Here is a 15,594-nt window from a genome sequence, read left to right on the forward strand (position 1 = left end):
CGGTCAAAACTTCTCCTGCACGACGTCCGGGCGGATCCGTACGTGGAGCAGGGCCGGCCCGGCCAACGGCAGCACCTCGTCGAAGGCCGCCCGCGCACCCGCCTCGTCGGTGACCGTCCACGCCGGCACCCCGAGTGCGCGGGCCACGGCGGCGAGGTCCCGCTCGGGGAAACGGGCCAGCTCGGGGTCGACCCCGCGCGGGGCGAGTTTGCGGACCTCCGCGCCGTACGCGGCGTCGTCGAGGAGCACCAGCAGCACCGGTGCGCCGACCCGGGCCAGGGTGTCCAGCTCCCCCAGACCGGTGAGCAGGCTGCCGTCGCCCTCGAACGCGACCACCGGCCGGTCGGGGCGGCCCACGGCGGCGCCCACCGCGAACGGCAGTCCGACGCCGATGCTGCCGAACTCCCACGGGGCGAGGAAGGACCGGTCGGTGGCGGCCGAGTCCAGCAGCAGATTGGGCCAGCCGCCGAAGTGACCGACGCCGACCACCGTGGTCCGCTCGCGGGGCAGGCGTTCGGCACAGATCCGGATGAAGGCCCGAGGGTCGATGCGGCCGGGCCGGGACTCGATGTCCAGGCCGGCGAACGGGTCGGCACCCGCCAGTTCGGCGGCCAGGTCCGTGCTGCGCCAGTGCGGTCGGCGTACCGGCGTCAGCACCGCCGACACCGCCTGCGCCGTCTCCCCCGCGTCGCCCAGCACCCCGGCCGACACCGGCCAGCGGGCCCCGATCGCGGCCGGGTCGACGTCCACCGCGACCAGCACCGCGTCCGGGAAGAGCGCACCGTGGTCGGCGGTCCACCGGTTGAGTCCGGCCCCGAACGTGACCACCAGGTCCGCCTCGGCCAGGGTCCGCCGGGTCAGCGGCCGGGACAGCCCACCGGCCACCCCGAGGTCGTACGGGTGCCCACGGAACAGACCGGCGGCCATCAGCGTGGTGGCGAGCAGGGCTCCACTACGGTCGGCGAGGTCCCGGATCGCGGCCGCCGCCGGTTCGGCGCCTCGGCCGGCGAGCAGCACCGGGCGGTGCGCCGTGCGGATCCGGTGGGCCAGCGCGTCGACGTCGGCGGGGTCCGGCGCGAGTGGTCGGGGCGCGCGGAACACCATCGGCGCCGGGGCGGGCGGGTGCTGCGGGACCTGCGCGTCGGCCAGGTCGATCGGCATGTTCAGCACCACCGGGCCGGTCAGCTCTCGGGCGGCCCGGAACGCCAGCCCGACGTCCCGCATCGCGGTGCCGGCGGTGTGCACCGGGACGAACGTGCCGGCCGTGGCCAGCGCGTACGGCTGCTGGTCGAAGTGCTGCACGTGCAGCGGATCGCCGGGCGGGGTGTCGCCGGCGAGCAGGACCAGCGGGGTGCGGGCCTGCCGGGCGATGGTCAGCGCCGCCCCGGCCACCGCCAGTCCCGGCCCCTGGGTGACGGTGGCGACGCCGCAGCGGCCGGTGGTGCGGGCGTATCCGTCGGCCATCATCACCGCGGCGTTCTCGTTGCGGGCCGCGACGAACCGGACGCCGTGCCGACTCACCAGGTCGGCGACCAGGTACATGTTGGCGTCGCCGAGCAGACCGAAGACGGTGTCGACGCCGTGTGCCACGACGGCGTCGGCGATCGCCTCGAACACCCTCACCGCGCGTTCCCGTCGAGGTAGCCGCCGGGCGGGCGCAACGCCACGCTCAGCGCGCCGAGGAAGGAGTCGTTGGCCGCCGCCTCGAAGCGGGGACCGGCCAGCCGGGCGGCGCGTTTGGTCATCGTGCGGCCGACCACCGAGGTGGCCAGCAGCCGGTCGGTGATCGCGTCCACGGCGGCGGGCAGGTCGTCGGCGGTGACCACCCGGGTGACCAGGCGCAGGTCGAGCAGTTCAGCGGGTTCGACCCGCTCGCCGAGCAGCAGCCAACGCTTGGCCAGGTCGGCGCCGACGAGGTCGGCGAGGATCGCCATGCCGCTCCAGGTCAGCGGGATGCCGTAGGTCACCTCGGGGAAGGTGAAGAAGGCGCTGTCGGCGGCCACCCGCAGGTCGCTGGCGAGCCCGATGATGGCGCCCGATCCGATGGCCGGGCCGTTGAAGGCGGCGACCGTGGTCTGGTCCAGTCGGTACCAGCGTTCGACCAGGTCGGCGGTGCGCCGTTGGACGTGCATGGTGGTCTCGGGGTCGAGGTCGGCCAGCTCGCGCAGGTCGGTGCCGGCGCAGAACGCCGTGCCCTCGCCGGTGAGCACCACCACCTCCACCGTGCGGTCGCGGCCGAGTTCGTGCAGCACGTCCTCGAAGCGGCCGAGCATGTCGAGGTCGAAGCTGTTGCGCCGCAGCGGTCGGTGCAGGGTCACCCGGGCCAACCGGCCGGAGCGGTGCAGCAGGACGGACTGATCAGTGGTCATGGTGACTCCGAGGTCAGGAGGGCTCGGTCGACGAGCGCGGCGGCGTGGCCGACGTACGACAGCGGGTCGAGCAGCCCGGCCAGTTCCGGGCCGGGCAGGGCGGCGGCCACCTGCGGGTCGGCGCGCAGCACCTCGACGAACGGCCGGTTCTGCTCCAGGCTGTCGCGGACGATCCGCATCACCAGGTGGTGGGCCTGCTCCCGGCCCAGCGGGTCGGCGAGGCGGAGCATGATCGCCTCGGAGAGCACCAGCCCACCGGTGAGGTCGAGGTTGGCGCGCATCCGGTCCGGATCGACGCCGAGGTCGCCGAAGACCTCGACCAGCCGTTCCAGGGCACCGCCGATGAGGATGAAGCACTCCGGCAGCAGTTTCCACAGCGTCATGCCGACGCCCATGTCGCGGTCGTCCTGCGCCACCATGGTCTGCATCGCCAGCGGCACCTGGGCGCGCAGCGTGCCGGCGGCGGCGATCACCGCCTCGCAGCGGATCGGGTTGCGTTTGTGCGGCATGGTGCTGCTGCCGACCTGGGTGGCGCGCTGCGGTTCGTGGGCCTCGCCGACTTCGGTACGCCCGAGGAAATAGATCTCCCGGGCCAGTTTCTCGGCGCTGGAGGCGACCAGTCCGAGGACCATCAGGCACTCGGCGAACCGGTCCGAGGTGGCGTGCCACGGGGTGTCGGCGACGCCGAGACCGAGTTCGTCGGCCACGGCCCGTTCCAGGGCGAACGCCTGCGGACCGTAGCCGGCCATGGTGCCGGCGGCGCCGCCCATGCTGGTCACCAGCAGTCGTTCGCGCATCTGGGCCAGGCGGGTGCGGTGTCGTTGCAGCTCGCTCTGCCACACCGCGCAGCGCAGGCCGAACGTGGTCGGCAGCGCCTGCTGGCCGTGGGTGCGGGCGGCCATCGGGGTGGTGCGGTGTCGCAGGGCCAGCCGGCGCAGGATGCGGACCAGTTCGTCGACCTGGCGGGAGACGATGTCCAGGCCGGCCCGGGCGCGCAGCACGAATCCGGTGTCCATCACGTCCTGGGTGGTGGCGCCGAGGTGGACGTAACGGCCGGCGTCGCCCTGGCATGCGGCGGTCAGCGCCCGGACCAGCGGCACGAGCGGGTGCACGGTGTCGGCGGCGTCGGCGGCGAGCACCGCGGTGTCCAGCCGGTCGAGCCGGGCCGCGTCGGTGATCGCCTGGGCTGCGGACGAAGGGATGACGCCGAGGCCGGCCTGTGCGCGGGCCAGGGCCGCTTCGACGTCGAGCCAGGACTGCATGAGTTGGCGGTCGTTGAAGACGCCACGCATCTCGGCGTTGCCGAAGAAGCTGGTGACGGTCAACGAGTCCAGGAAGCACGAGCCGAGCTGCATCAGCGTTGCTCCTCACCGGTGAGCAGGGCGAGCGCGGCGCGTCGGTCGACCTTGCCGGACGGCAGCAACGGCAGGTCGGGGACCGTACGGATCAGCGTCGGCACCTTGTGTCGGGCGAGTCGGGCGGCGGCCGCCCCGGTGAGCCGCTCGGGGTCGGGGGTGGTGTCCGGGACGGCGACGACGAGGGCGGCGACCTCTTCGCCCCAGCGCGGTGACGGCAGGCCGAGTACGCACACCTGGGCGACGGTCGGGTCGTCGAGCAGGGCGGCCTCCACCTCGGCCGGGCTGATGTTCTCGCCGCCCCGGATGATCAGCTCCTTGACCCGGCCGGTGAGGGTGAGGACCCGGTCGCTGTCCAGCGCGCCCAGGTCGCCGGTGCGCAGCCAGCCGTCGGTGGTGATCGCGGCCTCGGTGGCGGCCGGGTCGTCGACGTACCCGACGGTCACCGACTCGCCCCGGACCAGCAGCTCACCGGGGCGGCCGGCGGGCAGTTCGGTGCGGGTGCCAGGGGTGACGACGACGGCGTCCAGGTCCGCGACGATCCGTCCGACGGTGTCGCCGGGACTGCCGCAGCTCCCGTCGCCGGGGTCGACGCTGATCGTCGGGCCGGCCTCGGTCTGCCCGTAGATCACGGCGATGCGGTCCAGGCCGAGTACCCGCCGGGTGCGGGCGAGCAGCGCCGGCGCACACGGCGCGCCGCCGAGGAAGCCGACCCGCAGCGACGACAGGTCGAAGCGGTCCGGCGCGGCCTCCACGGTGTCGACGAGCATCGTGGCCATCGTCGGGACGGCCTGGAGCACGGTGCACCGGTGCCGGGCGATCTGGGTGAGCACCGGTTCGGTGCGGAAGCGGCTCACCGACACCCACAGTGCCCCGGTGACCAGGGCCAGCACGGCACCGCTGCTGAGCCCGGCCGCGTGGGCCAGGGGCAACGGTGAGGCGATCCGGTCGGTGGCGCCGAGTCCGGCGGCGTCGGCCGTCCATCGCGCGTTGGCGATCAGGTTGCGGGCGCTGAGCGCGACCATCTTCGGCGGGCCGGTCGAGCCGGAGGTGAACTGGATGTTCAGGGTGGCGTCCGGGTGTCCGGCGGGGGCGGGCACGGCGCCGTCGCCGATCCCGGCCAGGTTGTCGCCGAGGACGTGCCAGCCGTAGGGGCGGGCCGAGCCGGGCAGCGCGGCGAGCGCCTGCGCGGCGGTGGCGGCGCCGTCGCGGTCGCGGAGGCGACGGGCGACGAAGAGTCGGCGGGGACGGCTGCGGGCCAGAGCCGTGGTCAGCTCCGGGGTGCTCAGCCCCGGATGCAGGGTCACCAGGGCGGCGCCCCGCCATGCCGCAGCGGCCAGCAGGACCAGCCAGTCGAGGCTGTTCTCGGCCCACACCGCGATCCGGTCGCCCCGGCCGACGTCGAGCGCGGCCAGCGTGGCCGCCCGCCGCCCGGCGAGGTCGGCGAACTCCCCCGCCGACACCGGCCGGTCCTGGTCGAAGGCGTACAGGGGGCGGTCCGGGTGCTGGGCGGCGTGGTCCAGGACGGTAGCGTCGAGGGCGTTGATCACCGGATCACTCCTTGACGAGCAGCAGGTTTCCGTGGTCGTCGACGGTCGCGGTCCACCCGGCGCCGACCACGGTCGTGCTGCCGCTCTCCCGGATGACGGCCGGACCGGGCACCGTGCGGCCGGGAGCCAGGTCGGTGCGGCGGTGGACGGTGGCGTCGACCCAGCCGTGCGCGCCGTAGACGCGGGTCGGTGCGGGCTGCGGGGTGGTGCCGGCCGGGGGTGCGAACCGTACGGCGGGTCGGGGGCCGTAGGCGGTCAGCCGGCAGTTGACGATCTCGACCGGGTGTCCGGAGCGGGCGTAGGCGTACCGGTCGGCGTAGGCGACGTGGAAGGCCGCGACCAGGTCCTCGGCCGTGGCCGGTAGCTCCTCGACGGGAACGGCGAGGTCGAAGGACTGGCCCCGGAACCGCATGCCCACCGACAGGCCGAAGGTGACCTGGTCGGGTTCGACGCCGTCCTCGGCCTTGAGTTGGGCCCGCGCGGTGTCGCGCAGTTCGGCCACCACGGCGCGGACGGCACCGAGTCCGCTCTCGTCGGCCGGCACCAGCACGGTGCGGACGTAGTCGTGCCGGGCCTGGGCGGTGACGAAGCCGAGGGCGGAGAAGTTGCCCGGTACCGGTGGCACGAGGACCCGGCGGATGCCCAGGTCGTCGGCGAGCACGGTGGCGTGCATGGGGCCGGCGCCGCCGAAGGGCATCAGCACGAAGTCGCGGGGGTCGTGGCCGCAGGCGACCGAGATCTCCTTGATCGCGCTGGTCATCTTGGCGGTGGCGATGGTGAGGATGCCGTGTGCCAGTGCCAGGTCGTCGAGGCCGAACTCGGTGGCCAGGCGGTGCATGGCCGTGCGGGCGGCGGCGACGTCGAGGCGTACCTCGCCACCGAGGCTCTCCTCGGGGTCGAGGTGGCCGACGAGCAGGTGGGCGTCGGTGGTCGTCGGCTCGGTGCCGCCCCGGCCGTAGGCGGCGGGCCCGGGGGTGGAACCGGCGCTGCGGGGGCCGATGCGGAGCTCGCCGCCGAGGTCGCGCCAGGCGATCGAGCCGCCACCGGCACCGATCGTGTTGATCTCCACCTGGAAGGTGCGGTTCGGGTAGCCGGCGATCGTCCCGTCGTTGGTCATCAACGGGGTGCCGTTCTTGATCAGGCAGACGTCGGTGCTGGTACCGCCGATGTCGCAGGTGATCACGTTCGGGTAGCCGGCCAGGCCGGCGACGTGGACGCTGGCGGCGACGCCGCCGGCCGGACCGGACAGGGCCAGGTTGATCGGCAGCCGGCCGGCCTCCTCGGTGGACACGACGCCGCCGCTGCTGGTCATGATCGACAGCGGGTGGGCGTAGCCGCCGGTGGCGAGGGTGTCGCCGAGCCCGCGCAGGTAGTCGGAGACGGTGGAGCGGACGCTGGCGTTGAGCACGGTGGTGGCGAAGCGCTCGTACTCGCCCTGTTCCGGCACCACGTCGGAGGAGATGGTGCAGACCAGGTCGGGATAGCGTTCGGCGAGGCGGGCGGCGGCGGCCCGCTCGTGGGCCGGGTTGCGGTAGGAGTGCAGCAGGCAGACGGCCACGGCTTTCGGTCCGGCAGCGGCCACCCGGTCCAGCACGCTGTCGAGGGCGGCGGTGTCCAGTGGCCGCACGACGCTGCCGTCGGCGCCGATGCGCTCGGGCAGGACGTGCCGCAGGCGACGGGGGGTCAGCGGGGGGCGTCCCGCCTCCTTGACGCTGTAGAGCTGCGGCCGGTGGCCGAGCCCCATCTCCAGGACGTCGCGGAAGCCCTCGGTGGCGACCACGCTGACCGGCTCGCCGGAGCCTTCCAGCAGCGCGTTGGTGACCCGGGTGGTGCCGTGGACGAAGCGGTCGACCTCGTCGAGGCGTACGCCGAGCTTGGCCAGTCCCTCGAAGATGGCCGCGGCCGGGTCGTCGGGCGTGGACAGGGTCTTGGCCTCGGCGAGCCGGGCGGTGGCCGGCTCGTACACGATGACGTCGGTGAAGGTGCCACCGATGTCGACGCCGATGCACAGCATGGCGAGCCTTTCGATAGTGGTGGGCGCGCGGGCTCCGGCGGCCGGCAGCGGCGCGCCGACAGGGGCGGGCGGGTCAGAACGTGACGCCGTAGCGGCGCAGGGTCCTGCTGGTGACGGCCCGAAGGATCCAGTCGAAGACGTAGCCGAGCAGGCCGAGGGTGATGATGCCGACGAAGACCCACTCGGTCTTGGCGTAGTTGCGGGCGGTCCAGATGAGCGATCCGAGGCCGCTCTGTGCCGCGACGATCTCGGCGGAGACGATCGTCAGGAAGGAGTTGCCCATGGCCAGCCGGGCGCCGGTCACCACGTGTGGCACGGTCGACGGCAGGACCACCGACGCCAGGGTGCGTACCGCGTTGGCGCCGAGCGCGCGGGCGGCGCGCAGGCGGAGTTCGTCGACGGACAGGACGCCGGCCAGGGTGTTGAGCGCGACGATGAAGACGGTGGTGTAGAAGATCAGCGCGATCTTCGACGCCTCGCCTGGTCCGAGCCAGATGATCGCCAGGGTGACGAAGGCGATCGGCGGGACGAACCGGAAGAACTGGATGTACGGGTCCAGCATCAGCCGCAGCCACGGTACGCAGCCCATCAGCAGCCCGACCGGTACGCCGATGACGACACCGAGCGCCCAGCCGGTGAGGATCCGGGTCGACGAGGCGCTGATCGAACTGGCCAGCGTGCCGTCCTGGATGAGTTCGACCGCGCCGCGCCAGGTGAGCAGCGGTGAGGGCAGGAAGAAGGCGGTGTAGTTGCGGCTGACCAGGTCCCAGATGACGACGCCGAGCAGCACCGACAGGGCCGACAGGCCGATCCGGGTCAGCCGGGGTCGGCTGGTGCGGCGGCGGGCCGGGCCGGTCGTGTCGCGGCTGGTCTTCTCCGGCACCGTGCGCAGGTCCACGCTCATCGTCGTGCCTTCCTGTCGGCGCCGTCGGGTGTCGGGCGCTGCCGACCGTCGTGTCCGTCGTCGAGGCCCTGGGCCTGCAGGGTGCGGGCCACCTCGGCGCCGATGTCCTCGCGGAGTTCGCGGAAGAGTGCGGCGCTGGCCGGGTCGGTCAGGTCGCGGGGTCGGGGCAGGTCGCACGGGTAGACGTTCTTGATCGCCGCCGAAGGGCCGGCGGTCATGGTGACGATCCGGTCGCCGAGCAGGATCGCCTCGCCGATGTCGTGCGTGACGAACACGATGGTCGCGCCGGTCTCCCGCCAGATCCGGTCGAGTTCGACCTGCATGACCAGTCGGGTCTGGGCGTCCAGGGCGCCGAAGGGTTCGTCCATCAGCACGACCGACGGTTCGTTGGCCAGCACCCGGGCCAGTTGTGCGCGCTGGCGCATGCCGCCGGAGAGTTGGCCGGGGAACCGGTCGGCGCTGTGACTGAGGCCGACCATGGCCAGGTAGCGGTCGACGTCGGTGGCCCGCTGGGCCTTGGCGACGCCGCGCATGCGCGGGCCGAAATCCACGTTCTGTCGGACCGTCAGCCACGGGAAGAGCGCTTCGGCGCTCTGGAACACCACGCCGCGGGAGACGTCGGGGCCGGTGACCCGCGCGCCCGCGCAGGTCACCTCCCCACCGACGGGTGTGACGAATCCGGCGATCGCGTTGAGCAGTGTCGACTTGCCGCAGCCGCTGGGGCCGAGCAGGCAGACGAACTCCCCTGCGGCGATGTCCAGGTTCGCCTGGCGGACCGCTACGAAGTCGCCGAACCGGATGTCGACGTCGCTCACGGACACCGGGGAGCCGGTACGGTTCACGCCACTCCCCTGATCATGACGGTCGCCGGGTCGGCCTTCTGGCTGACGATGTTGCTGTCCTGCTGGAACTGGGCGATCTCGTTGTAGCGCTGGATGTCCTCGTCGGTGAAGTCACGGACCTGGCACTGCACGCCTTCGAGGAGGGTCTGTGCCTCGGCGGCGGGCACCTTGATCGCGGTCTCGGTGACAGTGCCGGCCTTGGCGGGGTCGGCGGTGAGCTGCTCGCAGGCCTGGGCGATGGTGTCGACGACCTTCTTGGCCGTCTCCTTGTTGCCCTCGTACCAGGCGCCGTCGACGCCGATCACGAGGTTGTAGACGTACCCGATCTCGCCGCTGGTCAGCAGTACGGTGCCGCCGTTGGCGACGCCCCGCGAGGGCCACGGCTCCCACATGATGTAGCCGTCGACGTCGCCGCGTTGCAGCAGTGCCGGCATCTCGGCGGGTGAGGCGTTGACGAACTCGACCGTGTCGCGGGCGATGTCGCGGCTGTCGAGGACCTTGTTGGTGGCGTACTCGTTCACGGTGCCGGGGACGACGCCGTACTTCTTGATGCCGGCGACGTCGGTGATGCCGGAGCGGGCGACGAGCTTGATGAAGCTGGGCGACTGCGAGAAGACCGCGAGTCCCTTGATGTCGCCCCGGGTCGCGCGGTTGAGCAGGCTGGATTCGGTGCTGGCGGTGACCTGGCCCTGCTTGGCCAGGATCGCGTCGAGCCCGCCGGTCCCCTCCTGGTACTGGGTGACGGTCACGTCGAGCCCGGCCTGGTCGAAGAGGTTCTCCTGGTCGGCGAGGTAGATCGGGGAGTACGCCGGGTCGACGCCGACGCCGAAGTTGACGGCGGGGTTGGGGCCGCTGTCGCCGTCGGACTCGCCGGAGGACTGGTTCTCGGAACACGCCGCCATGGCGACGGTCATCAGCAGGGCGGCGGCCGCGGCCGTTACGCGCATTCTCATGGCTACCCCAGACTTCAGCGGCTCATATTGTGGTCTTGGTTGCTTAATATGGGACGCTACTGTGAGGTGCTTTACAACGTCAAGAGCTGCGAGCGACAGCCTCTCAACACAGACAGTAGCCAAAGCCCCCTGGACGTCCCGTCGCGCTCACTGCGCACCGAGGAGATAGCGACCATGAAGTACCTGAACAACCCACTTGGTGCGACGAATCCGAAATCTCAGGCGGGAGCGTCACACGAGAAGCTCGTCACGCACCGTGTTGACCGCTCTGCCGTGGAGCGGCTTCTCTCCCCCGATCGGGACGCGCCGACGACGGCCGAGCGGACCTGGAGCGTGACCGACACGCTCCTCTACGCCCTCGGCGTCGGCGCCGGAGCGCCCGATCCCGCCGACGAACTCCGGTTCACCACGGAGAACTCCACCGGGCAGCCACACGCCGCACTCCCGAGCTTCGCCACCCTGCTCGCCGCCGACCCGCCCTACCTCGGCGAACCGGCCGTCGTCCGGCACGCCGGGGAGACCCTGACCCTGCACCGGCCGTTCCCACCCGCCGGCCGGGCCCGCAGCACCGCCACCGTCACCGGCGTGTACGACCAGACCAGCGGTGCTCTGGTCCACCACCGATCGGAGATCCACGACACCGACGGCGCGCACCTGGCCACCGTCGAGCGGGCCATGTTCGTCATCGGGGCCGGTGGCTTCGGCGGCCGACGCGCACCGCGCGCCCACTGGCAGCGACCGGCCGAACGCCCCCACCACACCGCCCACCACCACACCCGTCCCGACCAGGCTCTGCTCTACCGTCTCAGCGGCGACCGCAACCCGCTGCACTCCGACCCGGCGGTCGCCGACGCCGCCGGACTGCACGGACCCGTCCTGCACGGACTGTGCACCTTCGGTTTCGCTGTCCGGACCCTGCTGCGCAGCGCTGCCGACGACGACCCCGACCGGGTACGCCGGATCAGCGCACGGTTCACCGCACCGTTGTTCCCCGGCGACACTCTCACCGTGCTGGTGTGGCGCCGCCAAGATGGCGCGCTCTTTCAGGCCGTCGACGGCCGAGGCCACCCGGTCCTCGACCGGGGGACGCTGGACCTGCGCGGATGACCATGACGCGACGTCTGCGCGCCGGAGCCGCGCAGCCGTTCCGACGTGCGGGGCGGTAGCCTGGAGCAGCAGCCGTCTTCCGAGACGGCCGCACGGCGGTGGGGCCCGCCGTACCCGAACCGTGCCGTTCCCGGCCACCAACGGTCCCTACCTGATGATCCTCGTGCACGCCCGCGCCAGGGCGTGGAGACCGACCAGGTAGGAGCCCGTGTCCGTGCCGCGTGACCACCACCGCGATCCCGCCGCTCCCGGCACGCCGCGCGCACCGGTCGATCCCGACGTCGACGTCCCCCCGTGGCCGCCCGGCACCGGCCGGGTACCGCGACAGTTCGAGATCCTCGCCGCGATCGCGGCCGGCGGTGTACTCGGCGCCTGCGCCCGCTACGGCGCCGTCGTGCTGTCTCCGACCGCGCCCGGCGCGTTCCCGTGGACGACGTTCTGGATCAACATCACCGGCTGCGCGGTGATGGGTGCGCTCATGGTCCTGATCACCGATCGGCGCACCGTGCATCCACTGGTGCGGCCCTTCCTCGGCACGGGCGTGCTCGGCGGCTACACCACGTTCTCCACCTACGCGCTGGACGCCCAGCACCTGATCGACGGTGGACGGGCCGGCACCGCGGTGCTCTACCTCGCCGTCACCCTCCTGGCGGCGCTGGCCGCCGTGTGGGGTGCCTCGGCGCTCACCCGGCTACTCGTCCCGACCCGCCCCACCCGAGACGGAGCCGCCGGATGAACTGGCTGATGGTCATCGTCGGCGCCCTCGTCGGCGCACCGCTGCGCTACCTGATCGACCGCACCGTCCAGACCCGGCTCGGCACCGCCTTCCCGTGGGGCACCCTCACCGTCAACCTCCTCGCCTGCGTCGGCCTCGGCGTCCTCACCGGCGTCAGCACCGCGACCGCCGTGCCCCCTGCCCTCCAGCACCTGATCGGTCCCGGACTGTGCGCGACGCTGAGCACCTACTCGACCTTCTCCGTCGAGACGATCCGCCTGACCGAGACCGGCGCGACGCTGCCGGCGATCGCCAACGCCGTCGGCAGTGTCCTGGCCGGGCTGGCCGCGCTCGCCCTCAGCAGCCACCTCGCCAACGCGCTCCTCAGCTGAGTACGACGGCCCGTACACCCCCTCCGCGCACCGCGGCGCTACTCCCGCCAGCCGGTCAGCTCGACCCCCTTGGCCAGGTCCACCCGGAAGCCCAGCGCGATCTCGCCGCTCTCGCCCGGCGCGAGCGACAGCCGCCAGGTCACCTCGCCCAGCTCCGTCCGCTCGACCGGCGGCGGTACGACGGCCGTCTCGCGTACCACCACCGCCTCGTCCCGCGAGACCGGAAGCTGATCACGCACCTCGACGGTCGCCGGGCGGGACGTGTGGTTGTCGACGGTGATCCGGTACTCCACCTCGCGCCGCCGGGTCGACCCGAGCGTGGCCTTGGTCTCGGCGCGTCGGTGCAGCTTCCGCTCCACCCGCATCCGGTCGTCCACCCCGAGCGCCACCTCGGTCTCCTCACCCGGCGCCCACATCGGCAGCCGGGTGGAGGCGACGAAGTCGGCGTCGTGGAACACCGCGGCCGGGCCGGCGAGCAGCGCGTGCTCCGACGTGTTGCGGATCGTGGCCCGCAGGTGGGCCTCGGCGGCGCGGACCGGGGCGGTGACATGGTCCAGCCGGGCCGGCAGGTCCAGCACGGCGATGGTGGCCCGGTGGGTACTGCCGTCGGCGGGCACCGCCACCGGCCGGGCCGGTCGGTAGGTGGCCGCAGTGATCCCCTGCTCGACCTCGGCGACGCTCTCCTGCATCCGCTGCGGGACCGGCGGCGCGGCACGGGCCGGGCTGGCGGCCGGCGCGGCGCCGAACGCCGGCATTCCGGCCACCATGTCCGGCGCCATGCGCGGTAGTGGCGGCCGGAGCCGGTCCAGATACCAGGGCGACAGGTCGGGTACGCCGGTCGTCGCCGCCGGCCGGGCGGTGGAAAGGCGAAGGTCGCACTCCGGCCAGTCCTCACCGGTGCTCTGGCTGACCATCCCGAACCAGGTCACGGTCATCGTCTCGTCGACCAGCCGCAGATCGTAGGAGGGTTGCCACCGGGCGCCCTCCACCAGGTAGGTCAGCTCCAACTCGACGTCGGTGTCGTCGGCCTCGACCGCCACGATCACCTCGGCGGCCAGCCGGTCCGGCTGTTGCTTGCCGTGCAGGGCGTCGAGGTCGCGCCCGACCGCCGCCAACTCCTCCCGCAGCTCGGTGCCTCGACGGGTCAGCCCCCGTCGACGGGCCCGCGAGTCGGCGAGCTGAGCGGCCACCGAATCGGTGAAGGCGGCCACGTCGCCGGGCGCGGCGTCACCGGCGGCCAGCGCGCGGGCGTACGTGCCACCGGCCCGCTCGGCCAACCGGGTGAGGAACTGTCCACGCTGCTCCTCGATGCCGTCCGCGTCGTCCACCTCGGCCAACTCGTCGGTCAGCTCGCGACGGCGCTGCTCCAGGGCGACCACCTGCGCGTCGGTGCTGCGGGCCTGTCGCCACGTGGTCACGTCCACGCCGAGGACGGTGGCCGCGCCCCGACCGCCGACCCGGACTGAGTCGCGCCGCAGGCCGAGCGGGAGCGGCGCGACGCGTACGCGGTGCTGACCGGCCGCCAGTCGGGTGCCGCCGCGGCGGGTGACCCGGGCCCGGTCGGGATAGACGGTGACGCCGACGACGGGGGCATCGATCTCCGCAGTGTCCACGGCGGCGAGGGTAGTCGACCCCTGTGACCGTTCTTTTCGCCGCTGGTGACCCGCGTCGTGGCGGCGCCGAGCGGCCACCGAAACACTTCCGCCAACTTTCCGAAACTACCGGTTGAAAACCCTGGAACATTCTGCCAGCCTGATAGGCGTCGATCTATGAGATCGCTAACATCGATCTTCCTCATCAGGGAGGTGTCTCGCACCGTCACCAGGCTCGACCATCCAGATGACACGTCCACACCGGAGTCCTCCGCCCGCGACCACGTCCCGGTGGGCGACGGACTCGATCACCGCCACCCTTCACCTGCCGATCAGACGGTCGAACACGACTCAGCACCGCACGGATGCCGGTCGCGAGTCCTGGCGTCGATCGGCGGACCCGGCATTGCGGGGCGCCCTGGCGAGCGCACCCGATCAGTGACAGATACGTCCCATCCCATGAGTGGAGGATCAGCATGATCTCCCGGACCCGTCCCCCCAGGCGTCGACTCAGAGCGCTCTACGTTCCCGGAGCCGCCGCGCTGGTCGCCGTCTTCGTCGCATCGCTGCTGCCCACACTCGCCCACGCCGCCGAGACCACCCTCGGCGCGGCGGCGAACCAGTCCGGCCGGTACTTCGGTGCGGCGGTGGCGGCGAACAAGCTCAGCGACGGCGCGTACACGACGATCCTGAACCGCGAGTTCAACAGCGTCACGCCCGAGAACGAGATGAAGATCGACGCGACCGAGCCGCAGCAGAACAACTTCACCTTCACCAACGCGGACCGAATCGTCAACCACGCCCTCAGCCGGGGTTGGCAGGTGCGTGGCCACACGCTGGCCTGGCACTCGCAGCAGCCCGGCTGGATGCAGAACATGTCCGGCACCACGTTGCGTAACGCGATGCTGAACCACGTCACGCGGGTCGCGACCTACTACCGGGGCAAGATCCATTCCTGGGACGTGGTGAACGAGGCGTTCGCCGACGGCGACAGCGGCGCCCGGCGCGACTCGAACCTGCAGCGCACCGGCAACGACTGGATCGAGGCGGCGTTCCGTGCCGCCCGGACGGCGGACCCGGGCGCCAAGCTCTGCTACAACGACTACAACACCGACAACTGGAACTGGGCCAAGACCCAGGCCGTCTACCGGATGGTCCAGGACTTCAAGCAGCGAGGCGTACCGATCGACTGCGTCGGGTTCCAGTCGCACTTCAACGCCCAGTCGGCGTACAACAGCAACTACCGCACCACCCTGTCGAGCTTCGCGGCGCTCGGTGTCGACGTGCAGATCACCGAGCTGGACATCGAGGGCTCCGGCACGACGCAGGCCAACACCTACCGCAGTGTGGTCAACGACTGCCTCGCGGTCCCCCGCTGCACCGGCATCACGGTGTGGGGCATCCGGGACACCGACTCGTGGCGCTCCGGCGGCACCCCGCTGCTCTTCGACGGCAGCGGCAACAAGAAGGCCGCGTACACGGCCACCCTGGACGCACTGAACAGCGCCGGCCCCGGAACCACCCCCACGCCCACGACGCCGGGGCCCACCAACCCTCCGTCCGGCTCCGCCAGCGAGATCGTGGGTTCGCAGTCCGGCCGGTGCGTGGACGTGCCCAACTCCTCGCGGGACAACGGCACCCGCGTTCAGCTCTACGACTGCAACAAGCAGACGAACCAGGCCTGGACCTACAACTCCACCACGAAACAACTCCGCGTCTACGGCGACATGTGCCTCGACGCCGCCGGCACCGCCAACAGCGCCGCCGTCCAGATCTACACCTGCCACAACCAGACCAACCA

General features: G+C 72.2%; 13 protein-coding genes. 4 read left to right on the forward strand and 9 right to left on the reverse strand.

The window, feature by feature from the left end; genetic code table 11:
* Nucleotides 1-3: 3 nt before the first annotated feature.
* From ACWDVW_RS08850 to ACWDVW_RS08885, 8 genes are all read right to left on the reverse strand, one after another.
* Nucleotides 4-1,623 (reverse strand): thiamine pyrophosphate-binding protein, encoded by a 1,620-nt coding sequence (locus ACWDVW_RS08850; protein ID WP_449946217.1) that lies wholly within the window; start codon nucleotides 1,621-1,623, stop codon nucleotides 4-6.
* Complete coding sequence (locus ACWDVW_RS08855; RefSeq protein ID WP_449946219.1) at nucleotides 1,620-2,369, reverse strand: enoyl-CoA hydratase/isomerase family protein; 750 nt, start codon at nucleotides 2,367-2,369, stop codon at nucleotides 1,620-1,622. Before ACWDVW_RS08855 ends, ACWDVW_RS08850 begins: the two co-directional genes overlap by 4 nt.
* Nucleotides 2,366-3,724 (reverse strand): adenylosuccinate lyase, encoded by a 1,359-nt coding sequence (purB, locus tag ACWDVW_RS08860; protein WP_449946221.1) that lies wholly within the window; start codon nucleotides 3,722-3,724, stop codon nucleotides 2,366-2,368. The genes ACWDVW_RS08855 and purB overlap by 4 nt, the downstream gene beginning before the upstream one ends.
* On the reverse strand, nucleotides 3,724-5,274 hold the full coding sequence (locus tag ACWDVW_RS08865; RefSeq protein WP_449946222.1) for a class I adenylate-forming enzyme family protein: 1,551 nt from the start codon (nucleotides 5,272-5,274) through the stop codon (nucleotides 3,724-3,726). The genes purB and ACWDVW_RS08865 overlap by 1 nt, the downstream gene beginning before the upstream one ends.
* Nucleotides 5,275-5,278: 4 nt before the next feature.
* Nucleotides 5,279-7,288 carry a hydantoinase/oxoprolinase family protein gene (locus ACWDVW_RS08870; RefSeq protein ID WP_449946224.1) on the reverse strand — a complete coding sequence of 670 codons (2,010 nt, stop codon included), beginning with the start codon at nucleotides 7,286-7,288 and terminating at the stop codon, nucleotides 5,279-5,281.
* Between the two features lie 73 nt (nucleotides 7,289-7,361).
* On the reverse strand, nucleotides 7,362-8,192 hold the full coding sequence (locus ACWDVW_RS08875) for an ABC transporter permease (protein ID WP_449946226.1): 831 nt from the start codon (nucleotides 8,190-8,192) through the stop codon (nucleotides 7,362-7,364).
* Nucleotides 8,189-9,013 carry an ABC transporter ATP-binding protein gene (locus ACWDVW_RS08880; protein ID WP_449946228.1) on the reverse strand — a complete coding sequence of 275 codons (825 nt, stop codon included), beginning with the start codon at nucleotides 9,011-9,013 and terminating at the stop codon, nucleotides 8,189-8,191. Before ACWDVW_RS08880 ends, ACWDVW_RS08875 begins: the two co-directional genes overlap by 4 nt.
* A 17-nt stretch (nucleotides 9,014-9,030) precedes the next feature.
* A complete protein-coding gene (locus ACWDVW_RS08885; RefSeq protein ID WP_449946230.1) occupies nucleotides 9,031-9,987 on the reverse strand; it encodes an ABC transporter substrate-binding protein in 957 nt (318 codons plus the stop codon).
* Nucleotides 9,988-10,320: 333 nt separating this feature from the next.
* Between ACWDVW_RS08885 and ACWDVW_RS08890 the strand changes: the two genes are divergently transcribed.
* The 3 genes from ACWDVW_RS08890 (at nucleotide 10,321) to crcB (ACWDVW_RS08900) (ending at nucleotide 12,201) form a co-directional block, all read left to right on the forward strand.
* Nucleotides 10,321-11,094, forward strand: a complete 774-nt coding sequence (locus ACWDVW_RS08890; RefSeq protein WP_449946232.1) for a MaoC/PaaZ C-terminal domain-containing protein — start codon at nucleotides 10,321-10,323, stop codon at nucleotides 11,092-11,094.
* 208 nt (nucleotides 11,095-11,302) lie between these two features.
* Entirely contained in the window at nucleotides 11,303-11,830 is a 528-nt protein-coding gene (crcB, locus tag ACWDVW_RS08895) for a fluoride efflux transporter CrcB (protein ID WP_449946234.1), read from the forward strand.
* Nucleotides 11,827-12,201, forward strand: coding sequence for a fluoride efflux transporter CrcB (gene crcB, locus ACWDVW_RS08900; protein ID WP_449946236.1), 375 nt, complete (start codon nucleotides 11,827-11,829; stop codon nucleotides 12,199-12,201). Before crcB (ACWDVW_RS08895) ends, crcB (ACWDVW_RS08900) begins: the two co-directional genes overlap by 4 nt.
* Before the next feature lie 38 nt (nucleotides 12,202-12,239).
* Here the strand turns inward: crcB (ACWDVW_RS08900) and ACWDVW_RS08905 are convergent, their stop codons facing one another.
* Nucleotides 12,240-13,814 (reverse strand): DUF4139 domain-containing protein, encoded by a 1,575-nt coding sequence (locus tag ACWDVW_RS08905; protein ID WP_449946238.1) that lies wholly within the window; start codon nucleotides 13,812-13,814, stop codon nucleotides 12,240-12,242.
* Nucleotides 13,815-14,269: 455 nt separating this feature from the next.
* Between ACWDVW_RS08905 and ACWDVW_RS08910 the strand changes: the two genes are divergently transcribed.
* Nucleotides 14,270-15,594 (forward strand): endo-1,4-beta-xylanase (locus ACWDVW_RS08910; protein WP_449946240.1); only part of this gene is annotated, 1,325 nt, incomplete at its 3' end.

It is taken from the genome of Micromonospora sp. NPDC003241 (genome assembly GCF_053589795.1).

Bases quoted from the DNA above. Each gene is read 5' to 3' on its own strand.
- ACWDVW_RS08855 (WP_449946219.1), bottom strand. From the start codon at position 2,369: ATGACCACTGATCAGTCCGTCCTGCTGCACCGCTCCGGCCGGTTGGCC.
- ACWDVW_RS08885 (WP_449946230.1), bottom strand. From the start codon at position 9,987: ATGAGAATGCGCGTAACGGCCGCGGCCGCCGCCCTGCTGATGACCGTC.
- purB (WP_449946221.1), bottom strand. From the start codon at position 3,724: ATGCAGCTCGGCTCGTGCTTCCTGGACTCGTTGACCGTCACCAGCTTC.
- ACWDVW_RS08870 (WP_449946224.1), bottom strand. From the start codon at position 7,288: ATGCTGTGCATCGGCGTCGACATCGGTGGCACCTTCACCGACGTCATC.
- crcB (WP_449946236.1), top strand. From the start codon at position 11,827: ATGAACTGGCTGATGGTCATCGTCGGCGCCCTCGTCGGCGCACCGCTG.
- ACWDVW_RS08875 (WP_449946226.1), bottom strand. From the start codon at position 8,192: ATGAGCGTGGACCTGCGCACGGTGCCGGAGAAGACCAGCCGCGACACG.